Source organism: Streptomyces spiramyceticus (assembly GCF_028807635.1).
Classification (GTDB): Bacteria; Actinomycetota; Actinomycetes; order Streptomycetales; family Streptomycetaceae; genus Streptomyces; species Streptomyces spiramyceticus.
The window spans coordinates 1,537,582-1,556,896 of sequence record NZ_JARBAX010000002.1 but is presented as its reverse complement, the minus strand read 5'-3'; the positions used below and the strand labels follow the sequence as shown (position 1 = coordinate 1,556,896).

The 19,315-nt window shown below is 70.1% G+C and carries 20 protein-coding genes; 9 read left to right on the top strand and 11 right to left on the bottom strand.

The window, feature by feature from the left end:
* Positions 1–113 precede the first annotated feature (113 nt).
* Positions 114–1,022, bottom strand: a complete 909-nt coding sequence (locus tag PXH83_RS30545; RefSeq protein WP_274564747.1) for an oxidoreductase — start codon at positions 1,020–1,022, stop codon at positions 114–116.
* A gap of 175 nt (positions 1,023–1,197) precedes the next feature.
* On the opposite strand from PXH83_RS30545, the gene PXH83_RS30540 reads away from it, so the two are divergent.
* From PXH83_RS30540 to hpnR, 3 genes are all read left to right on the top strand, one after another.
* Entirely contained in the window at positions 1,198–2,244 is a 1,047-nt protein-coding gene (locus PXH83_RS30540) for an endonuclease/exonuclease/phosphatase family protein (RefSeq protein WP_420803266.1), read from the top strand.
* Positions 2,245–2,403: 159 nt separating this feature from the next.
* On the top strand, positions 2,404–3,258 hold the full coding sequence (locus PXH83_RS30535; protein WP_274564742.1) for an SDR family NAD(P)-dependent oxidoreductase: 855 nt from the start codon (positions 2,404–2,406) through the stop codon (positions 3,256–3,258).
* Positions 3,259–3,378: 120 nt separating this feature from the next.
* On the top strand, positions 3,379–4,896 hold the full coding sequence (gene hpnR / locus PXH83_RS30530) for a hopanoid C-3 methylase HpnR (RefSeq protein ID WP_274564740.1): 1,518 nt from the start codon (positions 3,379–3,381) through the stop codon (positions 4,894–4,896).
* 11 nt (positions 4,897–4,907) lie between these two features.
* Here hpnR and PXH83_RS30525 read toward each other — a convergent pair whose 3' ends face one another.
* From PXH83_RS30525 to PXH83_RS30495, 7 genes are all read right to left on the bottom strand, one after another.
* Positions 4,908–5,777: a DMT family transporter gene (locus PXH83_RS30525; protein ID WP_274564738.1), complete on the bottom strand. Its 870-nt coding sequence runs from the start codon at positions 5,775–5,777 to the stop codon at positions 4,908–4,910.
* A 3-nt stretch (positions 5,778–5,780) separates the two neighbouring features.
* Positions 5,781–7,121, bottom strand: a complete 1,341-nt coding sequence (locus PXH83_RS30520) for a glycosyltransferase (RefSeq protein WP_274564736.1) — start codon at positions 7,119–7,121, stop codon at positions 5,781–5,783.
* Positions 7,122–7,240: 119 nt separating this feature from the next.
* Positions 7,241–8,515, bottom strand: a complete 1,275-nt coding sequence (gene istB, locus PXH83_RS30515; RefSeq protein ID WP_338054745.1) for an IS21-like element helper ATPase IstB — start codon at positions 8,513–8,515, stop codon at positions 7,241–7,243.
* Positions 8,516–8,625: 110 nt separating this feature from the next.
* Entirely contained in the window at positions 8,626–8,919 is a 294-nt protein-coding gene (locus PXH83_RS30510) for a DUF6183 family protein (RefSeq protein ID WP_274564734.1), read from the bottom strand.
* A gap of 28 nt (positions 8,920–8,947) precedes the next feature.
* Positions 8,948–9,652, bottom strand: coding sequence for a DUF429 domain-containing protein (locus PXH83_RS30505; RefSeq protein WP_274564731.1), 705 nt, complete (start codon positions 9,650–9,652; stop codon positions 8,948–8,950).
* Between the two features lies 1 nt (position 9,653).
* Positions 9,654–10,328, bottom strand: coding sequence for a protein-L-isoaspartate(D-aspartate) O-methyltransferase (locus PXH83_RS30500; protein ID WP_274564730.1), 675 nt, complete (start codon positions 10,326–10,328; stop codon positions 9,654–9,656).
* A gap of 5 nt (positions 10,329–10,333) precedes the next feature.
* A complete protein-coding gene (locus PXH83_RS30495) occupies positions 10,334–11,134 on the bottom strand; it encodes an SDR family oxidoreductase (RefSeq protein WP_274564727.1) in 801 nt (266 codons plus the stop codon).
* Between the two features lie 165 nt (positions 11,135–11,299).
* On the opposite strand from PXH83_RS30495, the gene PXH83_RS30490 reads away from it, so the two are divergent.
* On the top strand, positions 11,300–11,755 hold the full coding sequence (locus PXH83_RS30490) for an archease (RefSeq protein ID WP_274565217.1): 456 nt from the start codon (positions 11,300–11,302) through the stop codon (positions 11,753–11,755).
* 76 nt (positions 11,756–11,831) lie between these two features.
* Here PXH83_RS30490 and PXH83_RS30485 read toward each other — a convergent pair whose 3' ends face one another.
* Entirely contained in the window at positions 11,832–13,244 is a 1,413-nt protein-coding gene (locus tag PXH83_RS30485) for an RtcB family protein (RefSeq protein WP_274564725.1), read from the bottom strand.
* Positions 13,245–13,441: 197 nt separating this feature from the next.
* Here PXH83_RS30485 and PXH83_RS30480 point away from each other — a divergent pair, with 197 nt between their 5' ends.
* Entirely contained in the window at positions 13,442–13,906 is a 465-nt protein-coding gene (locus tag PXH83_RS30480; protein ID WP_274564723.1) for a Crp/Fnr family transcriptional regulator, read from the top strand.
* Positions 13,903–14,709, top strand: a complete 807-nt coding sequence (locus PXH83_RS30475) for an alpha/beta fold hydrolase (RefSeq protein WP_274564722.1) — start codon at positions 13,903–13,905, stop codon at positions 14,707–14,709. Before PXH83_RS30480 ends, PXH83_RS30475 begins: the two co-directional genes overlap by 4 nt.
* Before the next feature lie 15 nt (positions 14,710–14,724).
* On the opposite strand, the gene PXH83_RS30470 is transcribed toward PXH83_RS30475, so the two are convergent.
* Positions 14,725–16,137, bottom strand: coding sequence for a M64 family metallopeptidase (locus PXH83_RS30470; RefSeq protein WP_274564721.1), 1,413 nt, complete (start codon positions 16,135–16,137; stop codon positions 14,725–14,727).
* A 141-nt stretch (positions 16,138–16,278) separates the two neighbouring features.
* Here PXH83_RS30470 and PXH83_RS30465 point away from each other — a divergent pair, with 141 nt between their 5' ends.
* A complete protein-coding gene (locus PXH83_RS30465) occupies positions 16,279–17,619 on the top strand; it encodes a helix-turn-helix domain-containing protein (protein WP_274564719.1) in 1,341 nt (446 codons plus the stop codon).
* A gap of 32 nt (positions 17,620–17,651) precedes the next feature.
* Here PXH83_RS30465 and PXH83_RS30460 read toward each other — a convergent pair whose 3' ends face one another.
* Positions 17,652–18,092: a hypothetical protein gene (locus PXH83_RS30460; RefSeq protein ID WP_274564718.1), complete on the bottom strand. Its 441-nt coding sequence runs from the start codon at positions 18,090–18,092 to the stop codon at positions 17,652–17,654.
* Positions 18,093–18,226: 134 nt separating this feature from the next.
* On the opposite strand from PXH83_RS30460, the gene PXH83_RS30455 reads away from it, so the two are divergent.
* On the top strand, positions 18,227–19,060 hold the full coding sequence (locus tag PXH83_RS30455; RefSeq protein ID WP_274564717.1) for a helix-turn-helix domain-containing protein: 834 nt from the start codon (positions 18,227–18,229) through the stop codon (positions 19,058–19,060).
* A gap of 69 nt (positions 19,061–19,129) precedes the next feature.
* Entirely contained in the window at positions 19,130–19,252 is a 123-nt protein-coding gene (locus PXH83_RS30450; RefSeq protein WP_274564715.1) for a hypothetical protein, read from the top strand.
* Positions 19,253–19,315 lie beyond the last annotated feature (63 nt).

Here is a 19,315-nt window from a genome sequence, read left to right as displayed (position 1 = left end):
CCGTACACAAGCCGGTGCCCGCGGGAGCGGCGACCTGTCCGCGAGGCCCACGCCCGCGGCGTCAAGGTCCTCGGCGGCGCCCTTCCGCCGTACCACGGATACCAGTACTTGGCTCACTCTCCGCCTGTGTGGAGCGAGTCGAGGCGGGCCAGTTCGTCCGCGGAGAGCCGCAGCGCACTCGCGGCCACGTTCTCGACGAGGTGGTCCGGGTTGCCGGTGCCCGGGATGGCCAGCACATGCGGCCCGCGGTGCAGTGTCCACGCCAGCCGGACCTGCGCGGGCGTCGCGCCGTGTGCGCGGGCGACGGCGCGTACCTCGTCGCTGTCGGCGCCACTCGCGCCCGCCTCCCGTCCGGCGCCGACGATCGCGTAGAACGGCACGAACGCGACACCCTGCTCACCGCAGGTACGGAGGAACTCGTCCTGCTCGGGTCGCGCGCCGATGCCGTACTGGTTCTGTACACAGACCACCGGCGCGATGGCCTGGGCCTCCGGGAGGTGTTCGGGGCGGACGTTGGAGATGCCCAGGTGGCGGATGAGCCCGGCGTCGCGCAGTTCGGCCAGTGCGCCGAAGCGCTCGGCGATCGAATCGGTTCCGACGATGCGCAGGTTCACCACGTCGAGGTGATCACGGCCGAGCTGACGGAGATTCTCCTCGACCTGGCCGCGCAGCTGCTCGGGGGTGGCATGGGGCACCCACTCCCCCGACGGGTCCCGGCCCGGCCCGACCTTGGTGGTGATGACGAGATCATCCGGGTAGGGGGCCAGTGCTTGGTTGATCAGTTCATTGGCGGAACGCAGTGGTGAGAAGTAGAACGCGGCGGTGTCGATGTGGTTCACACCGAGCTCGACCGCGCGGCGCAGCACGCTGATCGCCCGGCCGCGATCGCGCGGCGTGGCGCCGGCCCCGAACGCCTCGCCGCGCTGTGTCAGGCGCATCGCGCCGAAACCGATCCGGTTGACTGTCAGGTCGCCGAGTTCCCATGTGCCCGCGGCCGCCGCGGTGATCGTCTCTGAGGTCATGACCGGAGTCTGGTCAGACGGCCTTCGGAGCGCCTCCGGGTGGCAGCAAGCTGCCACCCGCAAGCCGACTTCACGGTCCGGAACCTGATCAGCGGCGTATGCGTCGTAACAGGCACGTCGTGCTCATCGCTGCGGGGCGGGCGAAGACAGGTCCGAGGCAGATGGGTGGCACGTGATGGAGAGGGCGAGCAGGTGTGTGGCGCTGGGGCCGAGGACTTCAGCGCTCCGGCGGTGGTTGCGGCGCATCGGCCCGTGGCATTGGGGCGAGGATGCGAGAGGCCGGTCGCCCTGGGCGCATGGTCGTGTTCTCGTGTCGCTTGCCGTGCTGACCGCCGGCCTGCTGGCCTTCCACTCCGCCGTACCCAACACCGTGGGCCGCCTCGGCAGCCTGCTGGAGACGTTTCTGCCCTGGCTCGGCCTGGCCATTCCGGTACTGCTCGGCCTGGCACTGCTGCGCCGCTCGGCAACCGCGCTGGTGACCCTGCTGGTGCCCGCAGCCGTCTGGGCGAACCTCTTCGGCGGGCTGCTTCTCGCCGAGGACCCGACGGCGGGCCGCGGCACGCACGACATCATCGCGCTCCAGCACAACGTCAGTGACGAGAACACCGACCCCGCGGGCACCGCGGCTGCCCTGATCGAGTCCGCACCGGACCTGGTCGCTCTGGAAGAGCTGACGCCCTCCGCGTTGCCGGTCTACGAGAGGGCCCTGGCAGCGGACTACCCGTACCACGCGGTTGAGGGCAGCGTCGGACTCTGGTCGAGGTACCCGCTGGCAGACGTCCGGCCGTTGGACATCAAGCCGGAGGGGATCGGGGAGGGCTGGAGCCGTGGGTTGCGGTCCAGCGTACGTACGCCATCGGGTGAGATCGCGGCGTACGTCGCCCACCTGCCCTCGGTCCGCGTCCGGCTGAACGGTTTCAGCTCCGGTTGGCGGGACGAGAGCGCCGGCCTGCTGGGCGCGGCCATCGCCGCCGAGAAGCAGGACAAGGTGATCCTGCTGGGTGACCTCAACAGCACGGTGGACGACCGTGGGCTGGCGCCGGTCACCTCGCGGATGGATTCGGCAGGTCGGGGCTTCGCCTTCAGCTGGCCTGCGGCTTTCCCCGTGTCCCGGATCGACCACATCATGACCCGCTCGGCGACCGTCACCGGCGTCTGGTCTCTGCCCGCCACCGGCAGCGACCACCTGCCGACCGCCGCCCGCATCAATCTTGGACGCTGATCGCTGAGCGCTGAGCGCGCTTGGTGCCGAGTCCCGCCGAGCCCCGCCACGTACGGCCAGGCGGACGCGTGTGGAACGTGCAGCGGTTCGGCTCAGGAACGAGCATAGTGAATGCTTGCCATCGAAAAGTCGGCTTTGTGGTCTTCTGAGAGGACTGTCGTGGCGCGTTCATTCGCCGGTCTCAGCGCCGTCGCCGGCTCCACCGGCCGAAGCGAGGCCGGCCGGGCCGTCCAGCCTGCGGGTACCAGTTCCGGCGGTGGTGCGCGGGGGGCCGGAGTGGCGCTGGTGACCGGCGCGTCCTCGGGCATCGGCGCTGCCGTCGCCGAGCGGCTTGCCGCTGAGGGTGGCTGGCGGCTGCTGCTGAACGGGCGCGACCTGCACCGGCTGGACGACGTGGCCCGCAGAACCTCGGCCACCGCCCTCCCGGCCGACCTGGTCACGCTGGAGGGCAGCCAGGCACTGGTGCGTGAGGCGCTGCGGGCCGCGGGGCGCGTGGATCTTCTCGTGGCGGGGGCGGGGATCGGCTGGGCCGGTTCCTTCAAGGACATGCCGCTGCCCGACATCGACCAGGTGCTGTCCGTGGACCTGGTTGCCGTCATTCATCTGGTGCGGCTCCTGCTGCCGGACATGGTGGCGGCCGGGCATGGCCGCATCGTCCTGGTCGGTTCCATTGCGGGCTCCGTCGGCGTTCGCGGCGAGGCGGTCTACTCCGCCGCCAAGGCCGGGCTGCAGACCTTCGCGGATTCCCTGCGCTACGAGCTGCGCGGGACCGGAGTGAGCATCACGGTGGTGGTGCCCGGCGTGGTCGACACCCCGTTCTTCGACCGGCGAGGGGCCCCGTACAACCGTTCCCATCCGCGGCCGGTACCGGCCCACCGGGTCGCCTCCGCCGTCTGGAAAGCGATCGAGCGGGACCGCGTCGAGGTCTACGTACCCGGATGGGTGCGCATCCCGGGGCGCGTGCGAGGTGCGGCACCGGCTCTGTACCGCCGTCTGGCGGCACGGTTCGGATAACGGCGCGACGCACCACGCCTCCTCTGCCGCCCGCTGCGGCGTGCCGCTCGGAACAGGATGGACAAACAGGGATGAAATGTCCCGGAAGGACGATTCTGTTGCCGTCGGCTGGAGACTGAGATGCGCGTGATGCTCGTTCACCCGAGTGCGCTGATGTACTCGGAGATCTTTTTGCGGCTGGAGCCGCTGGGTCTGGAACGTGTGGCCGCGGCGGCCCGCGACGCCGGCCACGAGGTGCGGGTCGTGGACCTGCAGGTGCTCTCCCGCTCGCTGCTCGACCGGGAGATGGCCGAATTCGCGCCGGAGGCGCTGGGCATCTCGCTGAACTATCTGGCGAATGTTCCGGAAGCGATCGAGATCGCCCGCCAGGCCAAGGCAATGCTCCCGGAGTGTTTCGTCTTCTTCGGCGGGCACAGCATCTCGTTCATCGCCGAGCACGTCCTCGCACAGGCCGACGGCGCGGTCGACGCGATCGTACGGGGCGAAGGCGAACCCGCCGTCGCGCCCTTGCTGGAGGCCGCACGGGACGGCGGTCTGAAGACGGTCCCGGGTGTCGTCTGCGCCGACGGCCGAGGGCCGGCCCCACGGTTGCTGGACAGCCTGGACGAGCCCCTGCCGGCACGCGACCTCATGCGAAAGCGCAAGCGTTACTTCATCGGTGAGCTCGATCCGTGCGCCTCGATCGAATTCACCCGCGGATGCCCGTGGGACTGTTCGTTCTGCTCGGCGTGGACGTTCTACGGCCGCAGTTACCGCAAGGCGTCCGCGCAGGCCGCGGGCGCCGAGATGGCGTCGATCCGGGAGCCCAACGTCTTCATCGTCGACGACGTGGCGTTCATCCGGCCCGAGCACGGCCACGGCATCGCCGCCGAGCTGGAGCGTCGCAGAATCCGGAAGCGCTACTACCTGGAGACCCGCAGCGATGTCCTGTTGCGGAACACCGAGGTCTTCGAACGGTGGGCCCGGCTCGGGCTGGCGTACATGTTTCTCGGCATGGAGGCGATCGACGCCGAAGGGCTGGACCTCTACCGCAAGCGCGTGACCCCGGACGACAACTTCCGTGCCCTGGAGGTCGCACGGCGCCTGGGCATCGACGTGGCCATCAACCTGATCGTCGACCCGGCCTGGGACGAGGAACGGTTCCGCGTAGTACGCGAATTCGCGCTGGCCGTACCGGAGATCGTGCACCTCACCGTGATGACGCCGTACCCGGGCACGGAGATCTGGCACACGGAAGCACGCCAGCTGACTACGCGTGACTACCGGCTCTTCGACATCCAGCACGCCGTCGTTCCCACCAAGCTTCCGCTCGACGTCTTCTACCGGGAGCTGGTACGCACCCAGGCCGTCATCAACCGCAAGCACCTCGGCCTGCGGACCGCCTTCGGAGCACTGGGGGTACTCGGCCGCAACCTCATGCACGGCCAGACCAACTTCGCCCGTATGCTCTGGAAGTTCGGCAGTGTCTACAACGTCGAACGCCAGCTCGCCGATCACCGTCGGCATGTGCAGTACGAATTGCCCCTGCCGCCGCGCCGCGAAGCCCCTCCGGGCCGGCAGGACCTGTACATCCACACCAAGGCGGCCACCCACTCCCGCCGGCAGGCGGACCCCGAGCCCGAGCCCGAGCCCGGCTGAGTCTTCTGGGCTCAGGAGTCCCCTTCTGTACGACCCGGCGCCCCGAGGGTCGGCGACGTATCCAGCAGGAAGATCCCCGTCAGAGTCAGCGCCGCACCGGCAGCGGCCAGAGCGCCCATGGGCCAGCCGAGGCGCACGCTCTCGCCGAACAACGCCGTACCGACCGCGATGGCCACCGCCGGTTCGGTGGCGTCGATCACCGGCATGCTCGCGGCCAACGGGCCGGACTGGAAGGCGCTCTGGATCAGGAGCAGTCCCCCGATGCTCGCCGCCACGAGCAAATACGTCTGCCAGGCGGTGGCGAGCGCCACGGCGCCTTCGTCGAACCTGTTGACGGTCGAGGCCAGGAGTACGGACTGCAGGCCCATGACCAGTCCGCCCGCGAGAGCCATCAACGACGCCTTCACCGGCCCCGCGACAAGACGGCTGCCGGCGAGGGACGCGGCCGCCAGACCACCGACGGCCGCCAGCGTGATCAGCCACCCCTCCGGACTCGCCACCGAACTGCCTCCGTGGGGGCGGGCGGCGAAGAGCGCACTCGCCAGGCCGCCGGTCACCGCGGCGGTGCCGAGCCAGTCGCGCGCTCGAAGGCGCGTACGGCCCAACCGTGCCGCCAGGGGAATGGCGAAGAGCAGTTCGCTGACGATGATCGGCTGTACGAGGCTGAGCGGACCAGAGGCAAGGGCCAGTGCCTGAAATACGTAGGCCAGGAACGCCAGTGCGATGCCGCCCAGCCACAGCCGCTGGCGTACCAACTGCCGCAGAAGAGCGAAAGTCAGCGATTCGTGATCGGGGCGGCGGGCGGCGGCGCGCTGCTGGAGCACACCGGCCACGGCGAAACACGCTGCGGCGGCGAGCGCGGCGCACACTGCGACGAGCACGCGTCAGCCGGCCCTGGGAGAGCGCAGCGGCGCCACCTCACGCCACACCGGCACCAGGTCCTCCGTCAGCACCTGCGCCCATGTCCGCTGCGTGGCGCGGGCAGTGGCCGCCGCCCGACGTCCCATCGCGGCGCGCGCGGCGGGGTCGTCCACCAGAGCGGCCAGCGCGCGGGCCCAGCCCGCCACACTGTCGTCCGCGACGACGAGTCCGTCATCGCCCGGCGACGCGAGCCACCGCGTGGTGCGGGCACCGGCGGGCAGGACGACCGGTAGTCCGCAGGCCATCGCCTCGCCGACGACATTGCCGATCGTCTCTGTGAGGGACGGCAGAGCGAAGACGTCACATCCCGCGTACACGCGGCCGAGCCGGTCCTGGCTCACGGTGCCGAGCAGCGTCGCGTCGAGGCCCAGGAGCCGCGACACCTGTTCCGTCTCGTGGCCCGTGCCCGCCACAACCAGGTGCACCGACCGTCCCTCGTCGCGAAGCCGCCGGACGGCTTCGGCGAGCAGCGTCACCCGCTTGGAGGCATCGGCCCTGCCGGCGAAGAGCACCACCGTACGGTCGGCCGGGACACCGTGACTCCGTGTCAGTTCCGCGCGCGCCGACGCGTCGGGGCGGAAGAGGCGATGGTCGACTCCACGGCCGAGGAGGGACACCCGCTCCTCACCCACCACGGCGGTCATGTCGGTTCGCTCCTGCGGGGTGGCGACCAGTACGAGGTCGCAGGCCCGCAGCAGCCGGTCTCGGCGGTGTCGCGCGAGCCGGGCGCTCAGTTCACCGAGTCGCGCGGGGGCGGCGCGCGGCATCAGGCGGGCAGGTGCTCTGCCGAGCAGTTCCTGGACATAGGAGGAGGTGAGCGCAGGCACGTCGGTGTGCACGGAAGCCACGAGTCCCGGCCGGTTCGCCGGCCCCGCCCGTTGTCGCGTCCGGCGCAGGCGGACCGCGGTATTGGCGAGGGAGAACATGTGCGTCAGATGCCAGACGCTGTGCAGGGGCAGCAGCCGGTTCAGCGCGGGGTGGTGGGGCGAGAGGTCGCAGACGTCGGCGCCGGCCTTCCGGACCAACGGCGCCGTACTCAGCAGAGGTGGCACGGAGACGAACCGTACGGCCGGCGAGAGGCGCTCCACGCGGTGTGCCTCACCCAGCGTGTAGACGGTCAGATCGACTCCCAGCGCCGCCGGGCTCATGCCCGCAGCGGCCTCGGCGAAGTGCTCCCAGCATTTGATCTGGCCGCCCGAGGAGGGCGTCCTGACCAGGTCCACGAGCACCGCGACGGACGGCACGTCGGACGACGCCGCCGCGGCATGCAGCAGTCCGACGACGCCACCGAACGGATCGCTCATGGGAAGGCACCTCCAGGCCACCAGCCTCAGCGGCCCACCGCACCACTACCCCTGGACACGCCCCATGTCACCCACGTGACCAGCAGTCCGCTCCGATGGCCGTACCGGACGTCTGCCCGTCAGAAGCCGGGCGCTCCCCGCCCCGCGACCTCGGCGGGCCCGAGTCCCCGCGTCCGATAGCTGTCGGCGTCGAGGGTGACCACCTCCGCGTGATGGGCGAGGCGGTCGACCGCCGCCGAGGCGACCCCGGTGTCGCCGAACACCTCCTCCCAGCGGCCGAACGGCCGGTCACTGGTGACGATCATCGAGGCCCGCTCGTAACGGCGCGAGATGAGCTGGAAGAGGAGGTGGGGCGCCTCTCCTTCCAGAGGTACGTAACCCAGCTCGTCCACGATCAGCAGCGAATAGTCGTCAAGCCGCGCGAGCTCCTTCGTCAGCCGTCCCGCGGCCTTCGCGTCGCCGAGGCGGGCGGCCCACTCGGCCGCGGTGGCGAACAGCACCCGGTGGCCGGCCTGGCACGCCCGTACACCCAGCGCGACGGCCAAGTGCGTCTTGCCGGTGCCCGGAGCGCCGAGAAACACCACATTGCCCTTGCGGCCGACGAAGTCGACCTTGCTCAGCCGGGCGAGGGTCTGCGGGTCGGGCGACCGCAGGTGACTGTCGTCGAACATCTCCAGGACCTTGCGCGCGGGGAACCCGGCCGCCTCGATCCGCTCCTCCGCCGCGGAGCCCGGCTCCTCGGCCCCGCCGTCCCGCTGCCGCGGCAGGCCCGGCGACTGCTGCGACTGCGGCCCGTGTGCGGAGTCTCCCCTGCTCTCGTGCGAAGCCATGGGGCCGGACATGTACGCGAGGATCGCCGCCGAGGCGATGAACGCCATGTGGATCACCGTCCCCCAGAGCAGGTCGTGCTGGGGCGTGTGGTGCACGTCCACGAACATCTGCAGCAGGTGCACCGACGAGATCCCGACAATGGCGGTGGCCAGCTTCACCTTCAGCACATTGGAGTTGACGTGCGAGAGCCACTCCGGCTGGTCGCGGTGGCCCTGGAGTCCGATCCGGGAGACGAAGGTCTCGTACCCGCCGACGATCACCATGATCAGCAGATTGGCGATCATCACGACATCTACCAGCTTGAGGACGGCGAGCATGACGTGGGTCTCGTCCGCCCTCCCGCTCACGACGTGGTCGATGAGATGCCACAACTCGTTGAAGAATTTGTAGACGTAGACCCCTTGAGCGGCCACCAGGCCGAAATACAGAGGTGCTTGGAGCCAGCGGGTGGCGAACAACGCGCACCCGAGCGTCATCATGGTCGACGGGGACGACGGGGACGAGGCGGGACGGGACAACGGCACCTCCAGCAGCGGGAAGAGATTCGTATTCTTGTGGGCCACCGCCGAAAATCTGAATTCCCGCCACCCTTTGGGGTTAATAGAATTCCAGTAGGACAACGTCTCTCGGCGACCGCCTCAGCGGTGGATTCTCCCTGGAGTCGTCATGTGGTTCAGCGTCGTACCGGCGGTGATCCGGCCGGTAGGGCGCGTACGGATTCCCAGAAATCACGTTGCCGACAAGCGACTTGGGCGTGGGGCTCAGTGGGTTTTGTGCTCGAACCACTCCGTGGCAGCCCCGAAGCTGTACCAGTCGCACCCCCCGTACCCGCCTCCACCTCGGCGGCCGATGCCCCTTCAGCTGCTCCCGACAGCCCGGCAAGCGACTGCCATGCCGCCAGGCGGCCGTAGGCTCCATAGCCACCGGAGTTGTAAGCGCCTCCCGTGGACGCCGCCGCGAAGAGCACCCGCCATACCTGAGCCGGCGCGCGCCGGTCAGTACCAGATCGCGACAGCCCTGCCCCGGCTGTCGTATTGCGGCGGATCCGGGAGGGGGCGCGCGCGGCCCTGGGCGATCCGTTGGGCACTCCATGCTGCGGCAGCCGCGTCCAGTACGTCGTCCGGCGGCACGCGCCCCACGTCACCCAGCTCGTCGGGGAGGACGACGCCGGCGGCCTCCAGGAGCGAGCGCCGGGCCATCTGCCCCGCCCAGCTCTTCTTGCGGTGCGCAAGCGGTGTCTTTCCCGCCAGTGCCCAGAACGACACCTCGGGATGCACTTCGAAGAGTCGGTCGGCCCCGGCATCCGCCAAGCAGCCGTTCGCCTCGCGGAGTTTGACGGCGAGGCCCCAGCTCTGGCGGCTCAGCCCGGCTCCGGTGAGTTCCCGGCACCGGCGGTTCGCGTCCTCGTAATACTCCTCCTGCCACACCTCGCTGGGCGGCACCCGGAAGACGCTGCCCCTGAGCCGGCCCAGCAGGGCGGCCGCCTCCGCGTCCGCGCGCCGCCATCCCGTGTCGAGGAGACCCAGCGGCATGTCCACGGCCACGACTTCGACGCCACCGCCGCCGATCCGGGCCTCCTCCGCCTCGCGCAGCAGGGAGCGAAGGTCGGTGGCCAGGCGTGCCCCAGCGAATCGGGCGTCCCGCAGCTCGACCGCCACCCACCCCGCCGTGCACGCGTCGACGCCCAGGACCGCCACCATGTCACCCAGCATCGCCGAACGGCGTCCTCGGGGGGTAGCCGTAGGCCCCGAACAGGCGGACGAAGCGAGCCCGTACGACGTTCCCGCGGTGCTCAAGGCCGTGGGCGGTCCGTTCGTACAGCTCGACTTCCTCCTGGCCGCCCGGGCCGATCGGCTGGACAAGACGGCCGCCGATCCGCAGTTGTCCGACCAGTGGGGGCGGCACTTGCGGAAAGGCGGCGCAGACGATGACAGCGTCGTAGGGGGCACGGGCGGCCATGCCGAGGGTGCCGTCGCCGACGACGATCTCGACGTTCTGCACGCCTTCGTCGGCGAGGTTGACCCGGGCCTCCTCCGCCATGTCCGGCCATCGTTCGACGCTCACGACGTATGTCGCGAGGCGTGCCAGCAGCGCGGTCTGGAAGCCGTAGCCGGTACCGATTTCCAGGACGCGCTCGCTCCCGGTGAGGCCGAGCGCATCGATCATCATGGCGACTAGGGAGGGCTGCGTCGTCACCTGACTGTGGCTGATGGGGATCGGCGCGTCCGTGTACGCCGATGCGCGGTGCGAGGCGGGTACGAATGCCGAGCGCGGGACGACGCGCATGGCGTGCAGCAGTCGCTCATCCGTCACACCGGCGGCGCGAGCAGCCCTCACCAGGGCTTCAGGGGTGGGGTCCGGGCCGGGGTGGGTCATCGCGTCTATTCGGGCTGGTGGGTGCGCAGCCAGTCCGACCAGGTGGTCTCGCCGAGGCGGCCGTTCGGGGCGGTCATGTCGCGGGCCGCTCGCTGGAGACGTGCGGGCGCGGGTGCGTTCAGCACCCGGAATCTCCGGCGGCGGGCCTGCTGCCACTGCCTGACGAGATCACGCAGCTCCAGCACCTCGGGGCCGCCGAATTCCTCGCAGTCCCCGCCCGGCCCGTCCTGGACGCGGTCGGCCACGTACGCCGCGAAGTCGCGCGAGTCCACCGGATGAGTCACCAGGGCGCCGGGTACCGCCAGCAACGGCATCCTCGATGCCTTGCCGAGCATGCGGTCGGCCAGCCAGTGGAACTGCGTGGCCCGCAGGACGGACCAGGGCACTCCACCGGCCCGCACCAGTTCCTCGGCGGCGCGCTTCACCAGCATGTACGGGATACGGGAGCGGTCGACGCCGACGATCGAGATGTACGCGAAATGGGCGACGCCAGCCTTCCGGGCCTCCTCCAACAGTCGACTGGTGCCGTCGACATCGACCTGCGGAGGACTGCGCCAGAAGTCCGACGGAAGAAGGTAACCGCGCCGGGCGGCCGGGGAGAGTGTCGCCGCATGAATCACGATCTGCGCCCCCGAAACGGAGTCCTGTACTCCGGCGCCAGTGGCGAGATCACCCTTGATCCACTCCACGTCGGGGTCCTGCCCGCGCGACCGGGCCAGCACGCGCACCCGGTACCGGGACTTCAGTGCAGCGACCACGTCACGCCCGAGATGGCCGGTCCCACCGGTGATCAGGACAGTGTCCATGAGCAGCACCTCCGGGTTGAACGGGCTCGCTCTCCGACTCTCCCACCGGTGCGACATCAGAGCACGCGCAGAACGTGCAGGGGGACGGCGCGCACGTGGTGGCTGTTCGGAGAACCGCCGGCACTCGTCACGCATCGGCGCGGGGTGAGCGGGCACATGCTCGGCATGGCCGGTGACATGGACAACGACAGGCAGGTGCGACGTCCCGGGGAGTGTGGGCATCGGGCCGTCCCGCACACGGCCGACCTGCGCATCGAGGCCTGGGGGGCGAGCCGCGAGCAGTGCCTGGTGGAGGCGGTGCTGGGGATGGTGGAGTGCTTCGCCGACCTCTCCGGCGTACGGGCGAGCGCTGTGCGGCAGATGCGGGTGGACGAGGGCAGCGACGACGACCTGCTGGCCGCGCTGCTGGACGAGGTCATCTTCCGGCTGGAGGTGCACGGCGAGGTGCCGGTGGACGTCGAGGCGGAGACGGATGACGGCGGGCTGGACATGCGGATGGCGGTGACCGACGTGCGATCGGTGCCGATCACCGGTGCTGTGCCGAAGGCCGTGTCCTGGAACGAGTTGCACCTGGCGCCGGATCCGTACGGATGGTCCTGCGCGGTGACGGTCGACGTCTGAGGTTGTGGTGCGGGCGACGTGGTGCAGGCCGCCGCCCTGTGTATCGGCCCCTGCGTAACAGCCTTGCGTAACGCCGCTATCCCTTGACCACACCGATCGGGACGAGCCGGGCCACCTTGCGGCACAGCCCCGCGCCCTCGCTCGCCTCCACCACCGCGGTGACGTCCTTGTACGCCTCCGGGGTCTCCTCCGCCAGGCCCCGCCAGGAAAGCGGGCGCACCGCGATGCCGTCCGCCTCCAGCCGGGCCCTCAGCTCCTTGCCACCGATCGTGCGTGCCGCCTTGTGTCGGCTCATGACGCGGCCGGCGCCGTGGCAGGTGGAGTGGAAGGCGTCGCCTCCGCTGACGCCGGTCAGGACGTACGAGGCGGTGCCCATGGTGCCGGGGATGAGCACCGGCTGGCCGACGCCGCGCAGTTCTCCGGGCAGCTCGGAGTGGCCGGGCGGGAACGCCCGGGTGGCGCCCTTGCGGTGCACGCACAGCCGACGCGGCTCGCCGTCCACCAGGTGCGTCTCGATCTTGGCGAGGTTGTGGGACACGTCGTACACGAGCGTGAGCCGGGCGCCCGCCTCGCGGCGGAAGACACGGCGGGCCGCCTCGGCCAGCAACTGGCGATTCGCCCGTCCGTAATTGGCGGCCGCGGCCATCGCTCCGAGGTACGCGCTGCCCTCCGGCGAATCGACCGGGGTGCAGGCCAGCTGCCGGTCCGGCACGGCGATCCCGTACCGGGCCATGGCCCGGTCCATCGCCCGTACGTGGTCGGAGCAGATCTGGTGCCCGAGCCCGCGGGAACCGCAGTGGATCATCACGCACATCTGGTCGGCGGCGAGCCCGAACGCTGCGGCGACCGGCTCGTCGTAGATCTCGTCGACCTGCTGGACCTCCAGGAAATGGTTCCCGGAGCCGAGGCTGCCGACCTGGCCGAGCCCGCGCTCACGCGCACGCTCGTTCACCTGGCCCGGGTCGGCGCCGGCGACCGCTCCGCTGTCTTCGCAGCGCCGCAGGTCGCGCTCTTCGCCGTGGCCCTGCTCCACGGCGTACCGGGATCCGCCCTCCAGGACCCGTTCCAGCTCACGGTGGCCGTCCAGGCGCCAGACACCGCCCGGTCCGGCGCCGCGCGGGATCACCCGGCCCAGGCCGTCCATGAGCCCGGGCAGCGCCGGCTCCAGCGCCCGCAGGTCGCAGTCGGCGGCCAGCAGCCGGACCCCGCAGGAGATGTCGAAGCCGACGCCGCCGGGCGAGACCACGCCGCCCGCGTCGATGTCGGTGGCGGCCACTCCGCCGATGGGGAAGCCGTAGCCCCAGTGGATGTCCGGCATGGCGTACGAGGCAGTCACGATGCCTGGCAGCGTCGCCACATTGACGACCTGCTCCAGCGATTTCTCGGCATCGTGCAACAGCTCCCTGGACGCGAACACCACGCCGGGCACTCGCATCTCCCGCTGCTGATCGATCCGGAAGCGGTAGGGACGCTCCTCCACGCACTCCATCGCAGCCTCCCGGGTTCGCCCGTGAGCGCCAGTACCCGTTCGGTCTTCCTCCATACCTCCGGGATCGTCATGCCCGAGTGCGGCGACGACTTCACCCCTCGCGACGGGGGTGGGCGTCGATCCGGGAGGACCGCTCCTGTCGTGCGTCCGGCCACCCGGGGTGACACTGGAAGGGGACTCAGAACCGGAGGGCAGCCATGAGCATGCTTTCCCCCACCCGGATCGCCGCCTCCTTGTCGGCGGAGCACCGGTCACGCCTCATGGCGCTGGCACACGAGGTGCACTTTCCCGAGGGGGCACGTCTATTCACCGAAGGCGCTCCCGCGGACCGCTTCTGGATAGTCCGCTCCGGTGCGGTCACTCTCGACATCAAGGTGCCGGGTGGTCGTTCGGTCGTGATCGACAGCCTGGGGCAGGGCGAACTGGTCGGATGGTCCTGGCTGTTCCCGCCGTACCGCTGGCAGCTCGGCGCCGAGGCCATGACTCCTGTACGTACGAATGAGTTCGACGCGGCGACCGTACAGAGGATGATGGACTCCGACCCCGTGTTCGCCTCGTCGATCAATCACTGGGTCGGGCGGGTGCTCTCCCACCGGCTGCAGGCGGCCCGGGTCCGGCTCCTGGACCTGTACGCGCCGCACGGCAGCGAAATCACGCGTTGAGGAAGGCACCGCTCACGGAAGGCCGCTTTTGGCATCGCGGGGCCGAGCTGGTCTACGACGACGCCGGTGAGGGACCTCTTGCCGTGTACGCGCACGGCGGGTTCGTCAGTCAGGCCGCCGAGGGCCGGATGGGCCTGTTCGACTGGGCACCGGTCCTGGACGCGGGCGTGCGCCTGGTCCGCAATGACGCCCGGGCCCACGGCCGGTCCACCGGCGAGGCCGTGGACAGCGACTTCACCTATCCCTCGCTCGCAGGTGACCTGCTGGGCCTGCTCGATCACTTGGGCTCCGCCGATCCCATCGACGCCATGGGCGCGTCGATGGGATGCGGCAGCGTGCTGCACGCCGCTGTCCAGGCGCCCGACCGGTTCTTCCGACTGGTTCTGCTCATCCCGCCGACGGCCTGGACGACGCGGGAGGCGTATGCGCGGGCCAACCGTGAATCCGCGGACACCATCGAACGCGAAGGTGCCGACGCCTGGCTCGCCGCCAAGAGGAAACAGCCTCGCCCGGCCGTCGTAGCCGACGTTCCCCCGTTCGAACCGACGCCCGCCGAGCACGTACTGCCGTCCATCCTGCGCGGCCTGGCGCGGTCCGACCTGCCCTCCCCCACGGAAATCGCCGCGCTGCACCAGCGGGCCTTGATCCTGGCCTGGGTGGACGACCCGGGCCACCCGTTGTCGACCGCGGAAACGCTGGCTCATCTGCTGCCGCACGCCGACCTGCATGTCTCCCGGACACGCGCGGACATGCGTACATGGGGGGAACGTATCGCGGCGTACTTGACCCGACCCCAGCCGTGACCGGCAGTCCTTGCGCTACGAGCCGGCGATGGCGCGGCCGCCGGGCTTGACGGCGCCCGGCCGGATCTTCCAGCCGATGGTGGATTTCAGTGCTCCCGCGACCTTCGGGTCTCGCACTGCCGGCGTACGGTCCTCCACGGTGACCGACAGCCTGTGCGTGCGCAGGTCGAGAGGCCGTAGGCCCAGGTCCGACACCCGCACCTCGGCACGGCCCGCGAAGGGCTTCAACTCCCTGCCGTCCAGATACCAGCGGACCTTGAGCTGACGTCCGTCCGGGCCCGTCAGTCGCGGTACGGCGGCCTGCGCGGTGTCTCCCGGCCGGAGAGTGCTGCCGGTGGGGGTGATCGCGGTGACGATCCGCGCGTGGCGGTAGAAGCCGGCGATCATCGCTTCGACACCAGGCAGGTTGAAGGGCTTTCCGAGGGAACGCATCAGGGAGTTGCCGGTGGGCCGGTTCAGCCCTGTGACGTAGTAGCCGCCGCCTTCGTACGCGCCGACCGTCCCGCCGTCCGGTGACTCCTCGCCGAGCCAGCGGTACCACTTGGCGTGCCGTCGGGCCATGTCCTCGGCCGTCAGGGTGGAGATGTTGGAGTCGGCCGGCTCGGAGCCCTCGTACTTTTCGTAGCCCGGGTAGTCGGGGTAGAAGTACTCGTCGGCGAGCTTGCCCAGCGAGTGGCCGGTCTCGTGGATGGCGACCTGGCCGGACTTCTCGTTGCCCGCCGATGCGGTCGCGATCCCCTCGTAACCGAAAGTCGCGCTTGGCTCGTTGTAGCCCGCGCCGCCGTACTTCGTGCTGTTGGCGAGGACGATCACCAGGTCGGCCTCCGGCGCCTGCGCCACGTACCCGTCGACCTTGTCCTGGTCGATGCACAGCAGCCGCTCGATGTCGTCGCACCAGAAGTACGAGCCGAGGGCCGTGTCGCGGACGGTGGCCGGACCGGGGTCGCCGGAAACGCCGGACTGGTTCGATACGGCATCGACCGCCCAGACGTTGAAGAGATTCTGGTACGTCGTATACGGCTCGACGGCCGCCACCTCGGCCCACTTCTGCTTGGCCTCGGTGTGGAACCGAGCCAGCTCGGCAACGGTGTAGCCGTCCCCTATGACGACGACGTCCAGCCGGTCGGCGGTGGAGCCGTTGTCTATCAGCTTGGTGACCTCGCCGTCGGCGGCTCGCTCGGCTCCCGAGAGCCCGCGCTGCGGCTGCGTCCGGCCGTCCGGCGATACGGGCGATACCTGTGCGTGGCCGGCTCCGGCGGCTGTGCCGTGTTCCGGCCCGGGTATCTCGACCTCGACCTCGCTCCCGGCACCCGCCCCGCCGGGCGTCCCCGGATCGACGGCCGCGCTGCCGGGTGCGGCGGCCAGTACGGCCGTAAGGGCAGCGGCCATGATGGTCGCCGCCATGGCTCTGCGCCGTGCTGAACGCATGAAGTCCTCCCCCTGATACGGAAGTTAAGCGAATGAGTAAGCACAATGAACTCGGCGCTTAAACTAGGCGGAGGCGCAGGATGCGCGCAATGGTCTACTGCCCATGAATACTGGGGAGTTGGAGCAACCAGGGGGGTTCTCATGGACGAACCGGCCGAGATCGGCCGCCGGGTGCAGCGACTGCGTACACAACGCGGTCTGACACAACGGCAGTTGGCCGCCCCCTCGTACACTCCCGCGTACATCTCGACACTTGAGTCCGGCAAGCTCCGCCCCTCCGAGACCGCACTGCGCTTCCTGGCGGAGCAGCTCGGCACGTCGTACGAGGAGCTGGCCACCGGACGTCCCGCTCATCTGGCCACCGAGCTGCGGCTCGCTCTCACCGATGCCCAGCGAGAACTCACCACCGGCGCCGCCGACGAGGCTGCTGTTGGCTACCGCCGGCTGCTCACCGACGCGGAACACCTCGACCTCGCGCCCGAGCAGGCCGAGGCGCTGCTGGGACTCGGCGAATGCGCGCTGGAGACCGGCGAACTGGCCGACGCAGGGCGGCACTTCGAAGCCGCGGAACGACTCCTGGCCGGTGAACCACTCCCTCGCCGCGCCCGTGCGATCCGGGGCCGCGCCGTCGCGCACCTCCTCGCCGGGGAGCTGCGCTACGCCTGCTATCTCCTTGAGTCCACCATCGACGAGCTCGCCGCGAGCGGCCTGGCCGATCCCGAGGCGCTGGTCCTGCTGTACGCCGCCGTCATCGGCCCGTACATCGACATGGGCGCCCACGCCCGCGCCGCGCACGCCGCCGAGCTCGCCCTTGCCCTGGCGCCGCAGGTCAACGACCCCGCGCTGGTGGCAGGCATGCATCGGCAGGTGGCCCGTACGTTCCTCACCGAAGGGCGCACGGCCGACGCCGACGCCTCGCTCGCCAAGGCCCAGGCGATCTACCGGCAGCTGAGGCTGCGCACCGATCTCGCGCACTGCCACTGGATGCGCGGCTACGTCCAGGCGCAGAGCGGCGAACTGGCGCTCGCGGAGCAGGAGTTGCGTACCGCCCGAGACATGCTCGCCGCCAAGCGCGCCGCGCTCTACACCGCCCAGGTCGAGGTGGAGCTGGCCGATGTACTGCGGCGGCTCGGGCGGCACGACGAGGCGGCCGATCTCCTCTCGGCACTGCTGGAACTGGGCGACCGGCACGGTGCGGTGCACGCGGGGGGCGCGCACCGGCTGCTCGGGTTGATCGCAGAGGAGAGAGGGGAGGCAGAGGCGGCCGAGGAGCACTACGTCCTGGCCCTGGCCCTGCTGGAGCGCAGCGGGGCCAGCGGCGACCTCGCCGACCTGTGCCGCCTGCTGGGCGACCTGCTGCGCCGCGGCGGCCGCACTGAGGCGGCCCTGGACGTATACCGCACGGGGCTGGGGCACCGGGCGGCCCGGGGCACAACGACTCTGGGACCCGCGCCGGCGGGCCCGCACATCCCGCCGCGCTGAGGGCCGTCACGTATACGGCAGCCGAACACACGTCATGACGTGGGAACGGCACTCCTGGAGCGCCGAAGGCCGATGAACTCCAGTTCGGCGAAGACCGCGACCACCAGCGCTCCGACGACCATGAAGGCCGTACCCAGGCCGGTGAGCGGTATGACGCTCGTGAACGCCAGCACGAGCATCGCCGCGCAGGAGAGTGTGTTGCCCACGACGACGATCGCGGCGAGGTGCGACGGGATCCGGGGATAGCCGGCGATGAGGGCGAGCGCGGCGGCCCCGCCCAGCATGGCGATCCCGAACGGTACGGACCAAGCGGTCGGCAGCCCGAGCGGGCCGCTGAGCCACTCGCTGGCGACGAGCATGACAACGCCGAAGACGGCGGTACTCCAGGCGTCGATGCGCAGGCTGGTACGCAGCAGGTCCGACGCGGCGCTGCCGGCCGCCGGGCGCTGGGCGGTCATGGCCGTGAGGGTCATACAGGTCTCCTTGGTCTGAGGGCCGGGACCTGAACATGCCCGGCCTGGGGAGACGGTGGCATCGCAAGCGTCATGGACTCAATGACCTCTGAGGTCATGGCCTCCCTGATCCAGTGGCAGTTATCCTCCTGGGCATGGATGTGGAACAGCCGTCCCGGGTCGGCGCGTTGCTGAGGGACTGGCGCCGGCGCCGCAGGTTCAGCCAACTCGACCTCGCTCTCCTGGCAGACACCTCCGCGCGCCACCTGTCCTGCGTGGAGACCGGCCGCGCACGCCCGAGCCGTACGATGCTGCTCCGCCTGTCTGCCGCCCTCGACATCCCCTTGCGCGAGCGCAACACCTTGCTACTGGCCGCCGACTACGCGCCGGCGTACCGGGAGAGCAGCCTCGACGACCAATACATGGCGTCGGTCCGTTCCGCGCTCGACACCATGTTGACGGCGCACGAGCCGTATCCCGCCGTTGTGGTCGACCGCTGCTGGAATGTACTGACCGGCAACCGGGCCATGGCCGTGCTCATGGACGGCATACCGCCTCATCTGCTGGAGCCGCAGCCGAACGTGTTCCGGTTGGCTCTGCACCCCGAGGGGCTGGCCTCGCGACTGTCCAATCTCGGTGAGGTCCGAGGCCTCTTCCTCGAACGGCTGCTCCGCCAGGTCAACGCCACCGGAGACGCGGAACTACGCGCGCTGTACGAAGAGGTGAGCCAGTACCCAGTCCTCGCCGACCAGGAGCAGGCCGGGGCCGACGCCCCGGCATCGAGGCCGAGCCCGCCGAGCCCGATACAGGTGCCGCTGAGAATCCGCACCCCGCAGGGGGAACTGTCGATGTTCAGCACCATGGCGACATTCGGCGCCCCGGCCGACGTAACGCTGTCGGAACTGGCCATCGAGCTCTTCTATCCTCTCGACGAGTTCACCACGAAGGCCCTCCGCGAGCTCGCTGGGACAACCAACCAGGGGAGCTGAACGGGGGCCTGTCCCCTGTCGCCTCAGATCCGCTCGCGGTGGGCGTCGCACCGTGCGATGGAAGAGGCCATGACCGAGCTCAAATCCACGGACGGACGCCTGCCCGTGGCCGACCAGGACAGCGGCAGCATTGGTGTCGGCGAGGCCACGACGATGCTGACGGAGAACCTCCGCAGGCATGGCGCGCACTGATCCCAACTCCCTTACGGTTTGGGGTCGTCGCGTGCCTAGGAACCGTTGGGTCCTCGCGCTACC

Coding starts and splice junctions, on each gene's coding strand:
- PXH83_RS30545 (WP_274564747.1), bottom strand. CDS start 1,022: ATGACCTCAGAGACGATCACCGCGGCGGCCGCGGGCACATGGGAACTC.
- PXH83_RS30540 (WP_420803266.1), top strand. CDS start 1,198: ATGGAGAGGGCGAGCAGGTGTGTGGCGCTGGGGCCGAGGACTTCAGCG.
- hpnR (WP_274564740.1), top strand. CDS start 3,379: ATGCGCGTGATGCTCGTTCACCCGAGTGCGCTGATGTACTCGGAGATC.
- PXH83_RS30520 (WP_274564736.1), bottom strand. CDS start 7,121: ATGAGCGATCCGTTCGGTGGCGTCGTCGGACTGCTGCATGCCGCGGCG.
- PXH83_RS30505 (WP_274564731.1), bottom strand. CDS start 9,652: ATGGTGGCGGTCCTGGGCGTCGACGCGTGCACGGCGGGGTGGGTGGCG.
- PXH83_RS30500 (WP_274564730.1), bottom strand. CDS start 10,328: ATGACCCACCCCGGCCCGGACCCCACCCCTGAAGCCCTGGTGAGGGCT.
- PXH83_RS30495 (WP_274564727.1), bottom strand. CDS start 11,134: ATGGACACTGTCCTGATCACCGGTGGGACCGGCCATCTCGGGCGTGAC.
- PXH83_RS30490 (WP_274565217.1), top strand. CDS start 11,300: ATGGCCGGTGACATGGACAACGACAGGCAGGTGCGACGTCCCGGGGAG.
- PXH83_RS30485 (WP_274564725.1), bottom strand. CDS start 13,244: ATGGAGTGCGTGGAGGAGCGTCCCTACCGCTTCCGGATCGATCAGCAG.
- PXH83_RS30480 (WP_274564723.1), top strand. CDS start 13,442: ATGAGCATGCTTTCCCCCACCCGGATCGCCGCCTCCTTGTCGGCGGAG.
- PXH83_RS30470 (WP_274564721.1), bottom strand. CDS start 16,137: ATGCGTTCAGCACGGCGCAGAGCCATGGCGGCGACCATCATGGCCGCT.
- PXH83_RS30465 (WP_274564719.1), top strand. CDS start 16,279: ATGGACGAACCGGCCGAGATCGGCCGCCGGGTGCAGCGACTGCGTACA.
- PXH83_RS30460 (WP_274564718.1), bottom strand. CDS start 18,092: ATGACCCTCACGGCCATGACCGCCCAGCGCCCGGCGGCCGGCAGCGCC.
- PXH83_RS30455 (WP_274564717.1), top strand. CDS start 18,227: ATGGATGTGGAACAGCCGTCCCGGGTCGGCGCGTTGCTGAGGGACTGG.
- PXH83_RS30450 (WP_274564715.1), top strand. CDS start 19,130: ATGACCGAGCTCAAATCCACGGACGGACGCCTGCCCGTGGCCGACCAG.